Genomic DNA, 17756 nt, shown 5'->3' with positions numbered 1-17756 from the left:
ATCGTATAACGCGCAAATATACGCTTTTGATCTTAGAAGCTGTTTTTGAGTTTATTGGATGATCAGGGCAACCGTATCAAAATATATAAAAGTCTGATTTTTAGATTAGCTAGCCGATGATTGACAACATAAAAGTGATGAGAGAATACCCAACCAGCCTGACCGATAAACAGTGACAAAGTATGAAAGATCTATTCGAACCTCGAGAAAAACGCAAAAAAAATATCTCCGAGGGATCGTGAACACCCTACTGTACATAACAAAAACTGGGGTGCTAATGGCGAATGCTCCCTGGAAATTTCACTCCGCAGCAAACAGTCTACTTCTATTTTTAGAAAATGGAAACAATAAGGAGTCTTTGAGGAGCTGATGTGTCGGCTAAGAGATTCAGTTCGAAAATCCTATGACAGAAAATCTCCGAGCCTTGGTAGCATTAAGGCTCTTGAAGCGTACGAACATCTCCCCATAAAACAAAAGAATTGGGATTTAAGAGCCTGTCAATGAGTGAATACTGATTGCTCTACTCACCCAAAGGGAACGAATAGGAAACGAGCGAGGTACGCCTGCTTTCGTCTCTTTGCTGTAGTCATAAGACATCTCATTTCTCGCCCGCAAAGGTGCCAAAATCTTCGGCAAACGTCACAGCAAAAGTTTGAAGGCATGCGAAAATCCTGCAATGGCTACGAAGGCTCACCCTTCGATGATCAGATAGCAGTTCCTCGTCGAAATGCTGTCGATGGCGGAGGGTATTTCCTCCACGTTCATATCAGACTTGACGGGCGCCTGACGAATGATCACTTATCAGAAAGTTTTCCCTCTCTGCAAGTTTCATAGGACACGAGAAGCGAGAATTTTGGGAAAGCGAAGTATTTCTTCGATTAAAAAGTTTGATTTGTAGAAAAAAAGAGATCTTTTTGGAGTAAAATATCAAGAATTGCAGGAAATAGCTTTCGTATTACAACTATACGTGCTACATTTGTGTCGAATATTCAACAGGCCATTTATATGAAAACTATAGAGGATACTCCACCAGACCAGTCAGGGCGCCCTTAGGATCCGCATCCCGGAGGCGCAGTGAGATAAATCGATCCGGAAGCAGAACTATATTAACTCAAAACATGACGAGAAATGAAAGCGAAATACATGATATGGATTGGTGTGTTGTGTCTAATCGTCGCGGGATGTAGTAAAGAGCGAGAGTCGGAATCTCCGACTCCAGTACCAACGCCTGTACCGCCCACATCGCGTGATAGCATCTCCACTGTGCTGTTTGACAAAACATGGAAGCTGGAAGGTATTGGTCGGGTGGCTAACGGTGTCGTGCGCGAACCTGTGCCAAAAGGTTATGGCCGATGCTACACGCTGACGTTTCGTCGCGATAGCTTCCTCACCGGTTTTACGTCTCTATACGAAATGGCCGGTTCTTTTCAGGTTCTTGGCAACCGGATTGAGGCAGAAGGAGTTCGTCAGATCTACTCGGATGCCGTAGAATTATTCGATGATCGCATATTCTTGGATGGAATCAGAAGAAATACCCACTTTGAAGTGGACGCTAATCAACTGAAAATCTACTTCGAAGAAGGTCGTGAATACCTGCTCTTTCGTGTGTGGCGGGAAGGGGAAAATGGAGATCTCTCCCCAGGCAAAAAGCCCGACGAGCTGGTGAAGATGTGGCGTTTGACGGGCTTTGTTCGCGTCTCGGATGGCAGCGTAACGGCCGTCGATAGCAAAAGTTGCGGGTCGTGCTATACACTGACCTTCCGTGGGGATGGAACCCTTTCCGGACGCACTTCGGCAAATGTTTTTGATGCGATTTGCGGCGAAAAAGACCATCGAATGCAGATTTCTGACTTGATCGGACCGAATAAAGGAGAGCAGGCAGCCGATCGACACTATCGCAAGGCGTTACTCGGCACCGTACGTTGGGAAATTGTCCGCGGACAGTTGCGCATATATTACGATGCTGGTCGATATTTCATGCGTTTCGAGGCGCCACCCCAATTGACGGATAGCCGGTGGATTCCGGTCGGAATTGTGAACTCCGCGACGGGTGTCGTGCGCTCACTTGCGCCTGAGGGTGGCTATTGGATTCGTTTCACATCCCCAACAAAGGGAAATGGGCATTCGGTATTCAATCGTACGCACATAGATCTCGAGCATCCACCGTTTATCAGCCGGGTGACGAAAGTGGGAGACAATCACAACGGAGACGCAGCACTTTTTTATAGCATAATTAAGCGGCTCGAGTCTTACACATGGAAGGGTGACGAGCTGAAGTTCTTCTTCGATAACAATCGGCAATATCTGCTCTACAAACGCTCTGTTCCAGACCAATTGACGGGTAGTCGCTGGTGTTTGGCGGGCACGGTAAATGTAAAAACTGGCGTCCTGCGTCCGATCGCGCCTGCCGATGGCTATCAGCTCAACTTCACCTCTGAAACGGACGCCTGCGGAAGGGCAGTGGAAAACGCGCTGAGGGTCGATCTTATCGTACCCCCTTATTTTCACGTAGAAACGAAGGCCAATAGCGAAAAGATAGGCGACGCCGCAATGTTTTACAGCATTATTCGCTCAATCGAATACTATAATTGGGTAGGCGGTGAGCTGAAATTCTATTACAATAATAGTCGCGATTATCTACTTTATACATACTTGAAGTCATGAGAAAGATTGCCTTTTTAATTGGGCTGAGTTGTATGCTTTTCGCCCAATTTTTGGATGCACAAATTACGACAGAAGAAGCTCCCCCTATCTTTGATTTGTATATGTCGTCACTGAAGGGGGTGAACTTGAATACCTCAGAACAATCTCTTCCCTCTCCAGATATGAAGACTATAGAGATGGAGGATAGAGCTAACGATGGTAAACGAGGCGGCCCATTACGGTTTGCTTATCCGGTAAAAGTCCATTATACCTTAACCAATTCCGGGAGATGGTTCGACTTGAAAGATGGAAGCAAACTGTGGCGCTTAAAAGTTCTCATGGCAACAGCCATTTTCTGTAGTTGGGCTATCTTGCTTTGTTCAGCCTGCCTTACCCAGTCATCAATCACTTCTTCTGCCATAGCTTTCATAGGTTGCGACTATATCTGACGGAGTTGTTCCTTAAGATAGTATGCTTTTGACAATGGCTCGTTCATAGCTAAAGCATTCTCAAGCCTTGTTCTGTGTTGTTTATCAAAGATGTCAGCACCATTTCCGAGTAGCAGATACCTTGTCCCCTTGAGTACTTTACGCTTATTCGTATCTTTCTCCATGCTATAAACTTTACGTCTGATGTCGTCAAGTTTCTCGTTCATTAACTTCACCACATGAAAATGATCAAACACGTGTATCGCATCGGGACAATTCTCCATAACAGAGGCTATGAAAGCTGCAGACAGATCTGTTGCCACATGTTTTATCTTTAGGTTCTTACGCCTGACTTTTCGCCAGAATCCAGCTAGGGCATCCGTACCCTTGCCAGCACCAACATAGATTACCCTGCCAGTGTCCAAATCCACAACGATTGTCTTATATACATGTCCTTTCCTAACAGCAAACTCATCTATACCAATATTCTCTACACCATCTAAAGATGGAGGGCTATAATGACGCTTAAGGTAAGAGGAGTGTATTTCCTTTACAGTATCCCATGACACGCCCAGATGATTCGATACATCCTGAAGCGTCATACCACGAAGTAAATCTACTACATACTTGGCGAAGCGGTGAGTATAGCTGCAACTGCCAGTGGCAAAAGGAATTTTCTCCTGTTGGTAGAAATCACATTCCTTACATTTATAGCGTTGCGCTTTCATGCGTATGGTTACTCGCTTGCCACCTATGGGAAGTCCGACGAAGTCCCGCAGGCAATACCCATTCTTCACAATAGAGCTGGATCCACAAGAAAGACAACATCTTACTCGCTCTTTTGTTTGCACATGCAAAATAATTCTATTACCTTTGTATTCTTCACAAGTGCATTCGTGGGTATAAAGACCCCAAGCATGATATAGGAAACAGCTGTTCATCTTTGTGCATTTGTTTGTGTTTATTCAAATATACAATATTTACAGCGGTTTCTTTTTTTATTTTATGATATTTATCACTTTATATTTCGGAAGAATTCTTTTTTATTATCTTTGCAACTGATATTAACTTTTATAATAATGAGAAGTTACTTTCAACCTTGGTAGGCGTGTTGATAGCATCGACAATGCAGGCTCAGTATCAAGAGTCAGTACGACGTGACACGTCAAGGTTGCAGCCATTAAAGGGCTTAGAATATAAGGTAGAGATGCAGGGGGAGCCTTGCCAAAGGACGAACACCCCTCTGGCTCAATGCCAATAAATACGGACTGAGTTCGCTGGAGACGGCGAACGGCTATGTGCGGGGCGGTATTGAGCGACCTTTGCAGACGGATGAGGGGCGGAAATTCGGCTTAGGCTATGGCTTAGACGTTGTACGGCCTATCAACTATACGAGTAAGACTATTTTCAGCAAGCATACGTCGAGGGACGATGGTGGCACGGAACACTGACCATTGGAGCGAAGGAAGAGCCGATGGAACTTAAGAATAATGAACTGAGTTCGGGCTCGCAAACGTTGGGAATCAATGCCCGCCCAGTCCCACAGGTGCGTTTGGCATTGTCAGACTATTGGACACTACCCTTTGCGAATGGCTGGTTACACCTCAAAGGACACATCGCCTACGGAATGATGACCGACCAAAATTGGCAACATAACTTCACCGCTAAGCAGTCGAAATATACCGACCGCGCACTCTTTCACTCAAAGGCAGGCTATCTGAAGGTAGGCAATGACGAGGTGTTCTGTCCGTGGTCGTTAGAGATGGGATTAGAGATGGTTAGTATCTTATAGAATGTAGTTAATTCAAATAGAGATATCCAATAGTGATCAACAAAGTTTTATAATGAATTCTTGTTTAGTTTGTTTTTGCGATAAACTTTGTATATTTGAATATGTATAGAATGGGTTTATTGAAGTTAGTTAATAGATTATCTGTAGATATTTATTGAGTTTGATTCTCACATAATTCATAATGTGCTTATAGTTAATATAACTTAATTACACAGAAGGAAGGTATTTACGCATAAGTTAAAAAAAGAGATTTATGAAGATTGGATTGTATGATAATATTTTATTATTCTTATTTTTATGGGTTAACACATTAGCTTGCGTTTCTGCTGATACATCAAGAACTGTGGAGAGTCAGCCAATAGAAAATGGACTGATAATTACTGAGTCAAAAGGATGGTTAGAGACAATTTACGCTAAATGGAAGCCTGTAGATGAAGCAGATGGTTATTATGTTTATGTGAAAGGTAGGCAATATGCTGATTATAGCAAGGTTGATTCCGAGTTGATACGCGTATATAATGGCTATGTACGAGTTGATATTCCAGGATTAAAAGCTGGCACTTATTCTCTGAAAATCGTAGCTAAGAAGGGTGGAAAAGAAACCCAATCGAGTGAGGTAACAGGACTGAAAGTCTTGAATTATGTGCGAGAGGGCTTTGCTCATAAGAATTATTCGGGTGTAGGTGCCTATAATGATGACGGTACGTTGAAGTCTGGTGCTGTTGTTATTTATGTAAATAAAGACAATGCTAAAACAGTCAGTGCTCATTTAGGTAAGACTACGTTCATAGGTCTTCAGGCTATTCTCAATGCTTATCAGAAAGGCAATATCACCACACCATTGTCTGTTAGAATCTTAGGTTTGCTTAGAAATGGTGATACTGATACCTTCGGAAGCAGTACAGAAGGTATACAGATTAAGGGAAAGCAAGCAGATAGTGAGATGAATATTACTATAGAAGGAATTGGTGAGGACGCCAGTATTTATGGCTTTGGCTTCTTGGTAAGGAATGCTAAGAGTGTTGAATTCCGCAATTTAGGTATCATGCGAGCTATGGACGATGGCGTGTCACTTGACACAAATAATTCTAACATATGGGTTCATCACATGGATTTATTCTACGGAAAGGCGAGTGGTGGTGATCATATTAAGGGAGATGGTTCTATTGATGTGAAGACTGATTCAAAGTTTGTCACAATAGATAATTGTCATTTCTGGGACACAGGAAAGACGAGTATGTGTGGTATGAAGAAAGAAACAGGTCCAAATTATATCACTTATCACCACAACTGGTTTGATCATAGTGACTCTCGTCAAGCACGAGTTCGTACAATGAGCGTTCATTTATGGAATAACTACTATGATGGATGTGCAAAATACGGAATTGGTGCAACGATGGGTTGCAGTGTTTTCTCTGAAAACAACTATTTTCGTGCTACAAAGAATCCTATCTTGATATCAAAGCAGGGAAGTGATGCAAAGGGTACTGGCAAATTCTCTGATGAGCCTGGAGGTATGGTGAAAGAGTATGGAAGCTTATTTACAGAAAAGGGAGCGGAGAGTACTTATACCCCAATTAGTTATGCAGATAATAACAGTAGCTTTGATTTTTATCATGCTATTTCACGTAACGAAAAGGTGCCAGCTTCTGTTAAAACGCTTAATGGTGGAAATATCTATAACAACTTTGATACAGATGCTGCACTAATGTATTCCTATACCCCAGATGCAACCGCTCTTGTTCCTTCTCAGGTCACGGGATTCTACGGCGCAGGACGTTTGAATCATGGTTCTTTGCAATTTAAATTTAACAATACCGTCGAAGATACGAATTCTACTCCTATACCAGCATTGGAAGCACTTATCGATGCTTATTCAGGTAAGTAATACGGTAAAGGGCTATGTGTTTGTAGCTTGAAGAGTCTACTTAGACGAGATGTTGTGAGGCGAAGTCTTACGTCTTACGTTTGTTTTGCCTCAATCTTGTAGTCTTGGGTGTTTAGTAATTTATAGTATTAGTTGTTTGGGGGTGCTTATGATATGGTCATCTAATGACAATATCAATTCACTCTTACCATCTTTTACTAATGTGCGGAGGCTTAACACATGATGTGCGGAGGCTTAACACATGACGTGCGGAGGCTTAACACATGACGTGCGGAGGCTTAACACATGACGCGCGGAGGCTTCGCACCATTGGTGCGAACCGTAAGTTCAATATAAAGGATGCTCGGATAGAGATAAACAGGTGGGCAGTGGGTGATATCCTAAAAAAGTATGCAGGCCTTCTCTTTTTATTTTATTTTTCTTTCTTTTGTTCCCAGAATTTCCATTGATAAATTTTGGCTCTATAACGAATCGTGTGGGCAACCCTGTTTAAGCTCCCCTGTTATGAAATAGACTATATACTTAAAGTTTTCTGTATTTACGAATCTCCCTACCCTCCTTTTAACAAGTTGATTCTGGTAGGCCTAAAGCCTGTGCGAATATCTCGGTAATATTCATAATATAAAGATAATACTTTCATCTGAGTTCTCTATGATTGCCCACACGATTCGTTATAGAGCCTAAATTTTTGATTCATCCGACATTTCGAGTGATACGGCAGTCGTGTAGTGCATAGAGTCGTAGAGTAAAATATCTCTCATCCCTAAATCCATAAGCATTTCTTTTCATTACTTTAATCTTGTTATTAATGCCTTCAACTTTTTCCCGTTGATAGATGACAGTCGTACCATGCGAGGATGCCTTTCTTATAGGTTCGATTGCCAGGAGCCTTATCTACAAATGCCTCATATGATGTATTTCGTTTGCCTAAAGGTGCGAAATTCTATGTATACAGCGAAGAAACCAAACAGTATATTGGAGCAATAACTTCCGAATATCTGCCAGTATACGAATCGAGTAATATTCCGTATGCTTTCGCTACGGGGTTAATTTACGGAGAAACGGTCGCGTTCGAATATTATCAGCCTGCTACGGTACGTGATAATGCCATTATCTCTATTTGTCGAATTGATTATGGATATAGATTTATAGACAATCCTTATATTAATACTGATATTACTCGATCTAAAGCTCCTGGAGGATACGGTACTTCCGGAAAATGTCAAGTAGATGTAAATTGTTCGGAAGGGCAGAATTGGAAACGTGAGAAAGATGCAGTCGCCAGAATCTTGGTTAAATCAGAATACGGCTCCCATTGGTGTTCTTGCGCATTGATCAACAATACTTTGAATAACAATACGCCATACGTGTTAACGGCAAATCACTGTTTAGAAGCTCCAAACGAAACCCTTCTGTTTGACGCCGAAAGGAGAAGCAACCTTTCCCGATTGGGTGTTTTATTGGGGATATGAACATCCCGATTACGAGAACAAAGAAAAAAAGAGAAGTGAACCAATAAGGCGAGCAACAATTGGAGCAGAAGTCATAGCCAATGGAGATACCGACTTTGCATTGCTTAAATTAAAACAAGATCCATGCAATTTAATAGGATTTAATCCATGCTACTTAGGATGGGATCGATCTGGAAATTCCGGCACAGGAGGAGTAGGTATTCATCATCCAAGTGGAGATGTAAAAAAATCGCAACATTAAATCATACTCCAAATAACGGATGGAATGGAAAATCTATGTATTGGAGTTTTTATTGGGATGCAACTCCTAATGGATACAGTGTTACGGAGGGAGGCTCCTCTGGCTCACCCTTGATTAATAACAATCGTCATATTATCGGACAGTTATATGGAATTGATGAGGGAGATTGTGACGCTCCGGACCGAGACATATCTGTATATGGAAAATTCAGCTTTTCATGGAATGGAGATCCTACTTCAAATAGCCGTAAGCGTCGTCTAAGAGACTGGCTTGATCCGGCAAATATAAATCCTCAAACATGGAATGGAATTGGTGTCATAAATGCTTCTCCCTCCATTTCCGGCTCCACCGTAGTTTGCAATCAGGAGACGTACACCATCCAAAATCTTCCGTCTGGAGTTTCGGTACAATGGAGTACGAGTAATGGTAACTTGCAATTGATTTCGGAACAAGGAACGAGAACTGCTGTGTTTAGGAAAAATGGTTCAGGGGAATGTATGGTTCGAGCAAGGATTGCATCATCTACCATTACATATCGCGTTTGGGTAGGGATACCATCCCGAGTTGATTATATTGAAGGGATGAGAGAAGGCTCTCAATTTGAGCCAAATTCCACATACGTTTTCTCAATAGAAAACGATCCAAACAGTGATGATGTAACATGGGCAGTTGGAGGTGGTCGAATTGAAAGCGGCCAAGGTACTAACCGAATATTTGTTATAACAAGCGGTGCAGGTCGATTTTTTATATGGGCGAGAAAGAGGAATCGTTGTGGTACGGGGGGATACCACAGATTTAGTGGAACAATCAAGAATTCAAAATACTTCTCTCTCCCCCAACCCCGCCACGGATGTTGTGACACTCAAACTGACGGAAGGGGGCGATGGAATTCTGCCTCCTCAAGGTCAAGGCTCTTTGACCACAAAGGGCGTTACAAGTACGTATGAGATTCAGCTTTGGAATGGGCTGACGATGTTGAGATCGTTCAAGACGAATCAGCCGACTTTCCAAATTCCGATCGCGGGACTTCCGGCAGGGCTGTATTTCGTGCGTGTGATCAAAGACGGACAGACCTATACCGAGAAGTTGATCAAGAATTAGCGTCGAAGGCTCACCGTGTAAAAGCTGCGTGCAAGTGAACTGTTATTGGGCAGGCCGAAGGGATGAAAGTCCCTCGGGTCTGCCTGATTTTCGTATGGACGAACGGCAACGCCCCCTTCACTTCCCTTTCATCGCCCCCTCTCAGCTTTGGGGCAGCTCCGATGCGAGCATCCCATTTCGGGGACTTGGGGACGATTCACGGGGTCGGTTTTTCGTATGGGATTAGGTGGCGACTTTGGAGCCGAACCGCGCGGAGAGGTCGCTCCGGGCGCAAGGCGTTTTGTAGCACAAAACGGTTTTTGTGGCACAAAAACACACCTTGCCGGGCCCCAGAATAGGAGGTGCCCGTACCCTGAACACTTGCACTCAATACATGCAAGTGTTCGGGAGGGCATTGCACGCTAAGCGTGCATGTGTTCAGAGCTTCCGCCATAGTTCGATGCTGTCCTTGTACCCGTCGAGATGCTCCCGAAGCACGCGCTCGACATAGCCCGAGATGCTGGCGCCTCGCAGACCGATTCGGCGGACAACGAAGTCTAATCTCTGCTGGGTCTCGTCGGAGACGTAGACCGCCTTGCGGTGGCTGATGCGCGCTGGTTGAAGGTACATCTCTCGAAATGCGGCCAAATCCTCCTTGTGACTCTTAGCCTTTCGAGGGACCGAAGCGGGAGCGGCTGAGATGACTTCTTCCTTAGGCTCATCTGCTTTCTCCGGCGGATGTGCTGGGGTGCTTCTTTCCAGCTCGATCTTTGCGGGCGGATCAAAGAATAGCGACTCCTCCGCTTCCGCATTGGCCTTCCGCTTGGCTTCGGCATAGCCGCCCATGCCGCCCATCGCTTCCTGTTTAGCTGCCAATCTGGCGCGCCGTAGTTCTTCTATCGTCATACCGATGGCTTGGGAATGGGGTTATAATGTCGGTCGAGCATCGCTTGCAGGTCGCTCTGTTTGTAGAGGATCTTGCCGCCGATTTTGTAGAAGGCCAAGAGGCCGCGGCTGCGGTACTCCTGCAGCGTGCGGGTGCTGAGCTTGAGCCGCTCGCAAACCTCCTCGCCAGTGAGATAAACCTCCCCTGCGAGCGTGGGGCGGGCCGAGGCGCAATAGCGCTCCAGCTTCTTCAATACGCCCTCCATGAGCTGGACAAACAGCTGCATTTGAGGGCTTTCTTCCGTAATGATTGCATGTTCTTCCATCGTTCATTCAGCTTTTGAGTTCAGTAATTCAGCGATGTCTCCGGCTTTGTAATAACACTTGTGCCCGACCATGGAGAAGGGGATTTTGCCCGTATCTCTCAAGGTCTGCAGGGTGCGAGGGCTGATGCTCAGCCGGCGGCACACGGCGTCGTTGTCGAGCCATTCGTCGGCCTCGGGCGGGTTGCCAATGAGCCGCTCGATGCGGTGGATAAAGTCGGCAAAGGCGGAGCGATGTCGCTCCCAAGCCTTACCGTCTACAAGGATGATTTGCATGGTGTTTCGATAAGAATAAGGTTGCGTAATTGGATTGAAGCAAGCCAGTGCGACTGCCCGCGCTTGCTGTTTCTTTTGGCAGCAAAAGTCGGCGAAAGGACACGCGGAACCATGGATCAATGGAATATCGAGGATGCCAATGGAACACTGAGGATAAGGAGGGAGAGCGCTGGAAACAGGCGGGCTTAATCGTGAGAAATTCTCCGGCAGGCGGCCTGCCAACATCGCTGGAGTGTTCGATGACTCTGGCAGGCGGCCTGCCAACATCACCAGAGTGTCCGATAGTCCTGGCAGGCGGCCTGCCAACATCACCTGAGTGTCCGATAGCCCTGGCAGGCGGCCTGCCAACATCACCTGAGTGTCCGATAGCCCTGGCAGGCCGCCTGCCGGCGTCACTTTTTCTCGAGCATCCCCTTCCTCGGCGGACAAACTCGCAGGGCACGGCGTAGCCTCTGCGTCTGCTCGCTGCCCATCAGTGGACGCATCTCTTGGGCAATCTTTTGCTTGCTCACCTTGGCATATAACTCCGTGGTGGAGATAAAACGATGCCCCAACATCCGACTCACCGTCTCGATGGGCAGGCCGTTTTCTAAGCAGATGGTGGTTGCGAAAGTGTGGCGCGCGGTGTGCGAACTGGCCTCGGTGTGCGGCGAGCAACCGGCCTTGACGAGCAGCTCGCGGAGCTTTCGATTGAAGTGGCTGTTCACGGGAAACTCCCGAAACCATAGCCCCTCAGTACGCCCCTGCCCCACGTAGGCGAGTATCTCCTCGGCGATGGGCAGCAGGGGTACGATGCTGCGGTTCTGCGTCTTGGTGCGGCAGATGGAGAGGTATCGGCGCCCGTCGCCGAGCGTGTAGACGTCTTCCATACGGAGCTTCTTGAGGTCGGAGAATGCTAGGCCGGTGAAGCAGCCCAAGAGGAAGATCAGCCGAACGTGGTTGTCCACGGAGCGATGCGGGCGATAAGCCAAGAGCCGTTGCAGGTCTTCGGCACTGAGGGCGTTGCGTTCGTAGGCCGGCGTCTCGATGTCGATTAGGTCGAACGGATCCTCTCGAAGCCCAGCCTCTAACATCGCCCGTCGGAAGGCTTGGCGCAGACGCCTCAGGTAGACGGCCACCGAACTCATCTTATAGCCCAAGTCGCGCAGCATGTAGAGGCGATAGGCTTCTATCAGCGCCTTGTCCACCTCGTGAGGTAAACAGCGTCGCAGCCCGCGCGTGTCAAGGAAGCGGACGAAGCTCTTGTAGCTGTCTCTGTAGCCTCTAGTCGAAGACGGACTGAGCGTCTTGCCTTTCTGCGCCTCTTTCTCTCGGCAAAGGGCTAAGTAGATGTCGGCGAACGTCTGCCGCGGCTTGTCCTGACGCAGATATTGCTCCTTGAGGTACTCGGCCGTGATGTATCGCTCCTCCCGGAGCGTGCGCTCATAGAGTGCATTCAATCGTTGTTCGATGTCACTCAGTGCATGATTGACACCATGAGCCACCGCGGATGTGGGGCCCACTCTCCCTTTTTTCGCCAGCCAATCATCGGGCGAGGTCTGTTGCCGGGTGGAGAAAGAGGCTGTCCGGCCATTGCATGAGATGCGACAACGAACGAGGCACAGCCCTTCGCCGCTGGGCTTGCTGCGGTCGATGTAGAAGAGGATCGAGAAGGTACTTTTCATTAGATCGGGGGATTAATTGGTTAGATGATAATGGGTGATCGCAGGGAGGATGCGCGTGACGTCCTTGAAAATGCGCTCCGGAGAAGTCTCGGCATAGACCTGCGTCGTCTTGATCTCACTATGCCCTAACATCTTGGACACGCTCTCGATCGACACCCCTTCGGCAAGGGTCATTTGCGAGGCGAAGGTGTGGCGGGCCATGTGGAAGGTCAGCCGTTTCGGGATGTGGCAAAGCGCGACGATCTTCTTGAGATGGATATTGACGGTGTCGCAGCCGGGGATGGGAAGGAGGTAGCCCTCGGGCGGTTCGTGACGAAAGGCGCGTGTGTGGATGCCCCTGTACTGCTCGATGATCGCTGACGCTTCGGGCAGCAGGGGGATGTGGCACATCCGGCCCGTCTTTACGCGCGGCTTGCGGATCCAAGTCATTCCGCCCTCCTCGATCAGATGTTCCGCCGTCAAGTGGTAGATGTCCGTGTAAGAGAGACCTGTGAAACACGAAAAGAGGAACATGTCTCGGGAGACACACTCGTAGCTTCCCAGCTGCGTATCGTTCAAATTGATGATGCGCCGCAGCTCTTCCTTGGTGATGTAGCGCGGTGTGCCTACGTCCCATCGGATGGAGTAACCCATGAAAGGATAGGTGTCAATGACACGCCTTTTGTATAAGTCTTTGAGGAGCGACGCCAGCACGGTAAGATAGCCGGCGGTGGTGTTGAGCTTGAAGGCTTTCTCCTGCGCGAAGTAGGCCTCGAGATCCTCGATAAAGGCCTTGTCCGCCTTGTGCACCGGGAAGTCGCTCACTCGGTAGCGATGCCGAAGGAAGGCTGCGAGATGCCCCCGAAAAACCCGGAGGAACTTGTATCGGCGTTCGCTGCGATCCACCCCCACCCGCTCCCGAAAGCGAGCGAGGTATTCCTCCAAATGATAGAGCAAGCCTTGGCTGTCGCTCTGAAGTCCTAAGAGGAGGGCCTTGACCTCCTCGGCGGTCACAGCCTCGCCTTCCTTCTTCCGCAAGTCCTCATAGGCTCGGCAGACACTGACCTGCAGGCTGTCCAGCTCGGCGTTTACGGCCACCGCCTCGGTGCTTTTCCCGACGAGCCTGTGCTTACGGCTGTCCCAAAGCGACGGCGAGCAGGCCGTCTTACAACTGAATTGCACCATCGTTCGCCCTACACTGAGGCGCGCCATAATCGGGCTTTTGCCCGCCTTGCTCTTTGTGCCCCGTTTGAGGTAAAAGAGCAGCTTCAACGTTTTTTCTTTCATCGTTTTGTTGCTTACAAAGTGGAACCTTAAAAGAGATACTTGTCGCTACGCAAAACACTGAATGCAAGAGAAAAAGCCTCGGTTTAGTTACCTCATTTTGCGTCCTCTTGCCGAAAGGCAAAAAGGGGAACGATTAGGTAACTAAACTCCCTCTTTGAAGCCCCTTTTTTCACCTTTTCCCTCTGGTGCAAGCCTCGGCAGGATGCGGCAAAAGTCGCTACCCATCAGCCCTCTCGCCCTTTCTCGCTTTCCCTTGCTCCCTACTCCCATACTTCCCCTTATTAACAGTGAGGAATACGGAGTTGACGGAGGTAAGAAAATCAAAGGAATGAGCATATCGTTGTAGATACGCTCGGACATCCTATAGCTGCTTTGATCCATCCGGAAAACATTCATGAATCTAAAGGTACAACACTTGTTATAAAGCAACTACTAAGTAGATCTCCATGTCTTAAAAAGATCTTTGCTAATGATGGCTATCGGGGCTTGTTTGAAGAGTTTGTAGAAGGACTCGGATGGAACTTTGATGCTGTACTTTACCCCTAAGAATCTGCTCGCAAGTTTGTGCTACTTCCGCTCAGATGGATTATGGAAAGGACGTTCTCTTGGATGGAAAGCTATAGAAGAATGACCATCGATTACGAGCGAAGCAGTAATTCTGCAGAAGCCATGTTGTATGTCTCTTTCTACCAAATCCTCCCCAAAAAACTCCGCCAATAAATTCAAAAATAGCTTCTATCTTTCTGATTGACGTTTAGGATTTACTGTTTTCGGCGGTAAACATAATTGCACGTAAAACGCTGCTTATGCAATCGGGAACAGTAGGGATCCAAATGGAACAGTGAGGAAATGGCTGGCATAGCATGGATGCAGCTGCCGCTCATTCGGAAAACAGCCGCAACGGAAAGCAGATAGCAGCCTGCGAATCGTCCCCTACCTCTCTTTCTTCCAATGCCATTTTGTCTTATCGGATGGGCGAATCACTTCCTTGTAAAGCCTCTCTGAAGAAATCGGCCGCAAACAGATGCAACATCATGCCGGAATGCGCTATATGCTTGGATGCCGGGGATGCTCATCACACTTTTACCCTCGAAAACTCCATCCAAACCAACCCAAGAAGAAACAGGCAGATAGAAGCAATATAAATGACTCCAATGAACTACAGAACTCCCCTCCTTCAAATCTGTAGTAGTAACATGTAGTCAGCCGCGTAGTGACTTCGATTTGTATGGATGCTATTGGAAAACAATCGATTATGGCGATTGTAGCTTGTAGTAAGAAAAAGCCAAAAAGTACGGGTGTTTGATCTTAAATCACTTGCATTCCAATAAAACACCACGCCATTTCATCACCTATCCCAATGTTTGATCAGTATGAAAGAAGAAAACCTATCGACCATCAAACGGTACCCCATCACGGCGTACTTGGAAAGTAAAGGCATCACGCCCGTCCGACGGCTGGCGACCTACACGATGTATCGCTCGCCGCTGCGGGATGAACGCCACCCGAGCTTCAAGGTGGATACCGAGAGGAACCTGTGGATTGACTACGCCGAAGGCCGCGGCGAAAGCACAGGGCAACCGTGTCAAATTGGCGATAAGTCCAAGTGCAGGTACTTTTAATCTCCGTACCCCTACGGAGATCTCCCTGACAAGTGTTTTTAATCTCCGTACCCCTACGGAGATCTCCCTGACAAGTGTTTTTAATCTCCGTACCCCTACGGAGATCTCCCCGACAAGTGTTTTTGATCTCCGCACCCCTACGGAGATCTCCCCGACAAGTGTTTTTGATCTCCGTACCCCTACAGAGATCTCCCCGACAGGTGTTTTTGATCTCCGTACCCCTACAGAGATCTCCCCGACAAGTGTTTTTGATCTCCGTACCCCTACAGAGATCTCCCCGACAAGTGTTTTTGATCTCCGTACCTCAATGAAGATCTCTTGAGCTGATCGAACGTCGGGCTATCTATTTGAGTCGGGCAACTCAGAAGCGCGCCGACTTCGTTGTCCGTCGATTGGGAGATCGAGGAGTGGCGAAAGCCGTAATCCGAGTACGCAGATGCATCAAGGAGTCCACGATCGATTTACGTGCTAAGCATGCAGCATCTGTCTGAATGCACGGCATGCAGTGATCACAGGCGAAACTCCTGAATTGTACCAAAGCGTGACGACGGTAATGCAAGACGTCAGTTTGTTCCCACAAACTGCGCTTGCTCCCTCGGCCTCAAGGTCCGAGGGAGAGAGCCGTAATCACATCCGTTCTCATCGGCCCAAACCATAGAATAAGCACCACAGAAAAGACCTATCCACATGAAAAGACACCCCCAAAAGGAAGACAAGAAGACGAACAAGACGGCCTTCATCAAGGTCAGATGCACGGCCGAGGAAAAGGTACGGATCCGTTCGAGAGCCACGAACACAGGGCGGAAGTACTCCGACTACTGCCGCGAGATGTTGCTCAGCGGATCCGTCATTGCCGTACCTCCGATGGGTGACAACGAGAAGGAGGCGCTCGCCATCCTCCGTCAGACAGCGCTATTCTACGCGCACATTTCTAACCTGATTAAGGTCAAGGACGTCTCCTAGGTGGACGCAACGAAGGCCCTTGCCACCTATGCCCGGATCGCTTTTAAGCGGTTCTTCAGCCCTCGCTACCGGGTCAATAAAGAGGTGTTTAAGCGCTTAAATATTGAAGACCATGATCGCAAAATGTAAGGCCATCGCGCACGGAGGTAACGCGCTGGAGTACATCTTTCGTGAGGGAAAGCTCGGCCGGCTTCTCGCCCTCCACAACCTGTGCAGCGAAACGCCGAAGGAGATTCACAAGGAAATGAAGCTGATCAGCGACTACAACAGCCGTTGCAAAAACAAGTTCCTGCGCATCGAGATCGGCATCGCCCCGCAGGACGAGCCGCGGATGACGTTCAAGGCGCTGAACCGCCTAGCCTTGTTCTTTGCCAAACAGATGGGGCTGGATGACCATCAGTGGGTAGCCGTCACGCACAAAGACACCGACAACCTGCATATCCACATCATCGCCAATCGGATCAGCCTCGAAGGACAGGTCTACGACACCACTTTCGTCAGTAACCGAGCCGCCAGAGTGGCCGAAGAACTCAGCCACAAGTACGGGCTGACCATCGCCAAAGAAGTCCGTTCCGTACGACCACATCGAAAAGCCCAAGCCAATCCGGCAAGAGACCGCACGAAGCAACAAGTGCGGAGCATCTGCTACACCCTACTGGACAAACACCGCGGAAAAGGCTTGTCGGGTCACTCCATGTTCCTCTACGAACTCCACCAAAGCGGCGTCACGATCGACCGCATGAAGAACAAACAGGGGAAAGTCTACGGACTCAAGTTCACCTACGGCGAGCACAGTTTCAAGGCCTCCGAGATCGGTCGTGAGTTTGGTTTTCGCACCCTGCCGAAACAGTTCGAGACCAGCAATGCGCAGAAGCCCATCATCCAATCCTCCATGATCCCTACGAAAGACAGTACACCTACCGCACAAGTCGCAAGCCCCGTTGTGGACGTTGCTTTAGACACCGCGGGAAGCCTTCTTTCGGAGACTGGAGAGGTCACAGCTCTACAGACACACGGCGCAGACTACGCCGAGATCGCATGGCAACGGCGCTTAAGAAACCAAGCCGGGAAAAAGAAGAAGCGAGGGAGGGGGATATGAGCCTTAGCCCCCATCCGCTCTGCGTTCACATACTCCCAAGTCGAAAGCAGAATCGTGAGAATCGCATCAAAAGCGCCTGTAATTCAAATAGCCATAGTAACATTGCGCCCTCAA

The 17756-nt window shown here is 47.9% G+C and carries 14 protein-coding genes and 6 pseudogenes; 13 read left to right on the top strand and 7 right to left on the bottom strand.

The genetic code is table 11. The annotated features are described in order from the left end of the window. Nucleotides 1-1128: 1128 nt before the first annotated feature. Both C7123_RS03030 and C7123_RS03025 read left to right on the top strand, forming a co-directional pair. Nucleotides 1129-2664 (top strand): META domain-containing protein, encoded by a 1536-nt coding sequence (locus C7123_RS03030; RefSeq protein ID WP_109187376.1) that lies wholly within the window; start codon nucleotides 1129-1131, stop codon nucleotides 2662-2664. Then, nucleotides 2661-3092, top strand: coding sequence for a hypothetical protein (locus C7123_RS03025; RefSeq protein ID WP_083206944.1), 432 nt, complete (start codon nucleotides 2661-2663; stop codon nucleotides 3090-3092). Before C7123_RS03030 ends, C7123_RS03025 begins: the two co-directional genes overlap by 4 nt. Here the strand turns inward: C7123_RS03025 and C7123_RS03020 are convergent. Continuing rightward, nucleotides 3083-4012, bottom strand: a complete 930-nt coding sequence (locus C7123_RS03020; RefSeq protein WP_083206943.1) for an ISL3 family transposase — start codon at nucleotides 4010-4012, stop codon at nucleotides 3083-3085. The two genes, C7123_RS03025 and C7123_RS03020, sit on opposite strands and share 10 nt — an antisense overlap. 185 nt (nucleotides 4013-4197) lie before the next feature. Here C7123_RS03020 and C7123_RS03015 point away from each other — a divergent pair. Further along, nucleotides 4198-4857: pseudogene (locus C7123_RS03015) on the top strand (capsule assembly Wzi family protein); the annotation flags it as partial. 259 nt (nucleotides 4858-5116) lie between these two features. Continuing rightward, nucleotides 5117-6751, top strand: a complete 1635-nt coding sequence (locus C7123_RS03010) for a pectate lyase family protein (RefSeq protein ID WP_069175725.1) — start codon at nucleotides 5117-5119, stop codon at nucleotides 6749-6751. A gap of 693 nt (nucleotides 6752-7444) precedes the next feature. Here the strand turns inward: C7123_RS03010 and C7123_RS03005 are convergent. Beyond that, nucleotides 7445-7570, bottom strand: a pseudogene (locus tag C7123_RS03005) (transposase); the annotation flags it as partial. A 597-nt stretch (nucleotides 7571-8167) separates the two neighbouring features. Here C7123_RS03005 and C7123_RS13500 point away from each other — a divergent pair. From C7123_RS13500 to C7123_RS03000, 3 genes and pseudogenes are all read left to right on the top strand, one after another. Beyond that, the gene (locus tag C7123_RS13500; protein WP_159049815.1) at nucleotides 8168-8464 is read left to right on the top strand and encodes a hypothetical protein; all 297 of its coding nucleotides are present in this window, start codon (nucleotides 8168-8170) and stop codon (nucleotides 8462-8464) included. Continuing rightward, nucleotides 8371-9240 (top strand): annotated as a pseudogene (locus C7123_RS13585) (hypothetical protein); the annotation flags it as partial. The gene C7123_RS13500 and the pseudogene C7123_RS13585, both read left to right, overlap by 94 nt. A 22-nt stretch (nucleotides 9241-9262) precedes the next feature. Then, the gene (locus tag C7123_RS03000) at nucleotides 9263-9565 is read left to right on the top strand and encodes a T9SS type A sorting domain-containing protein (protein WP_069175724.1); all 303 of its coding nucleotides are present in this window, start codon (nucleotides 9263-9265) and stop codon (nucleotides 9563-9565) included. A 417-nt stretch (nucleotides 9566-9982) separates the two neighbouring features. On the opposite strand, the gene C7123_RS02995 is transcribed toward C7123_RS03000, so the two are convergent. The 5 genes from C7123_RS02995 to C7123_RS02975 form a co-directional block, all read right to left on the bottom strand. Beyond that, complete coding sequence (locus C7123_RS02995) at nucleotides 9983-10450, bottom strand: DUF3408 domain-containing protein (protein ID WP_069175723.1); 468 nt, start codon at nucleotides 10448-10450, stop codon at nucleotides 9983-9985. Beyond that, a complete protein-coding gene (locus tag C7123_RS02990; protein ID WP_069175722.1) occupies nucleotides 10447-10755 on the bottom strand; it encodes a helix-turn-helix domain-containing protein in 309 nt (102 codons plus the stop codon). The genes C7123_RS02995 and C7123_RS02990 overlap by 4 nt, the downstream gene beginning before the upstream one ends. A gap of 3 nt (nucleotides 10756-10758) precedes the next feature. Further along, nucleotides 10759-11028: a helix-turn-helix domain-containing protein gene (locus tag C7123_RS02985; RefSeq protein WP_069175721.1), complete on the bottom strand. Its 270-nt coding sequence runs from the start codon at nucleotides 11026-11028 to the stop codon at nucleotides 10759-10761. 392 nt (nucleotides 11029-11420) lie between these two features. Next, nucleotides 11421-12692: a site-specific integrase gene (locus C7123_RS02980; RefSeq protein ID WP_069175720.1), complete on the bottom strand. Its 1272-nt coding sequence runs from the start codon at nucleotides 12690-12692 to the stop codon at nucleotides 11421-11423. A 12-nt stretch (nucleotides 12693-12704) separates the two neighbouring features. Beyond that, a complete protein-coding gene (locus C7123_RS02975) occupies nucleotides 12705-13958 on the bottom strand; it encodes a site-specific integrase (protein ID WP_069175719.1) in 1254 nt (417 codons plus the stop codon). Nucleotides 13959-14294: 336 nt separating this feature from the next. Here C7123_RS02975 and C7123_RS13580 point away from each other — a divergent pair, with 336 nt between their 5' ends. From C7123_RS13580 to C7123_RS02945, 6 genes and pseudogenes are all read left to right on the top strand, one after another. Next, nucleotides 14295-14504, top strand: coding sequence for a transposase (locus C7123_RS13580; RefSeq protein ID WP_107490577.1), 210 nt, complete (start codon nucleotides 14295-14297; stop codon nucleotides 14502-14504). Between the two features lie 18 nt (nucleotides 14505-14522). Then, the gene (locus tag C7123_RS13575) at nucleotides 14523-14678 is read left to right on the top strand and encodes a transposase (RefSeq protein ID WP_394365928.1); all 156 of its coding nucleotides are present in this window, start codon (nucleotides 14523-14525) and stop codon (nucleotides 14676-14678) included. A 653-nt stretch (nucleotides 14679-15331) separates the two neighbouring features. Further along, nucleotides 15332-15544: pseudogene (locus tag C7123_RS02955) on the top strand (toprim domain-containing protein); the annotation flags it as partial. A 356-nt stretch (nucleotides 15545-15900) separates the two neighbouring features. After that, nucleotides 15901-15987: pseudogene (locus C7123_RS13280) on the top strand (DUF3408 domain-containing protein); the annotation flags it as partial. Nucleotides 15988-16267: 280 nt separating this feature from the next. After that, nucleotides 16268-16672, top strand: a pseudogene (locus C7123_RS02950) (plasmid mobilization protein). Next, complete coding sequence (locus C7123_RS02945; RefSeq protein ID WP_069175717.1) at nucleotides 16656-17642, top strand: relaxase/mobilization nuclease domain-containing protein; 987 nt, start codon at nucleotides 16656-16658, stop codon at nucleotides 17640-17642. The pseudogene C7123_RS02950 and the gene C7123_RS02945 overlap by 17 nt, the downstream one beginning before the upstream one ends. Nucleotides 17643-17756: the final 114 nt, after the last annotated feature.

This window comes from Tannerella serpentiformis, from assembly GCF_003033925.1.
GTDB classification, from domain to species: domain Bacteria; phylum Bacteroidota; class Bacteroidia; order Bacteroidales; family Tannerellaceae; genus Tannerella; species Tannerella serpentiformis.
This window is presented reverse-complemented; position numbering and strand designations above follow the sequence as displayed.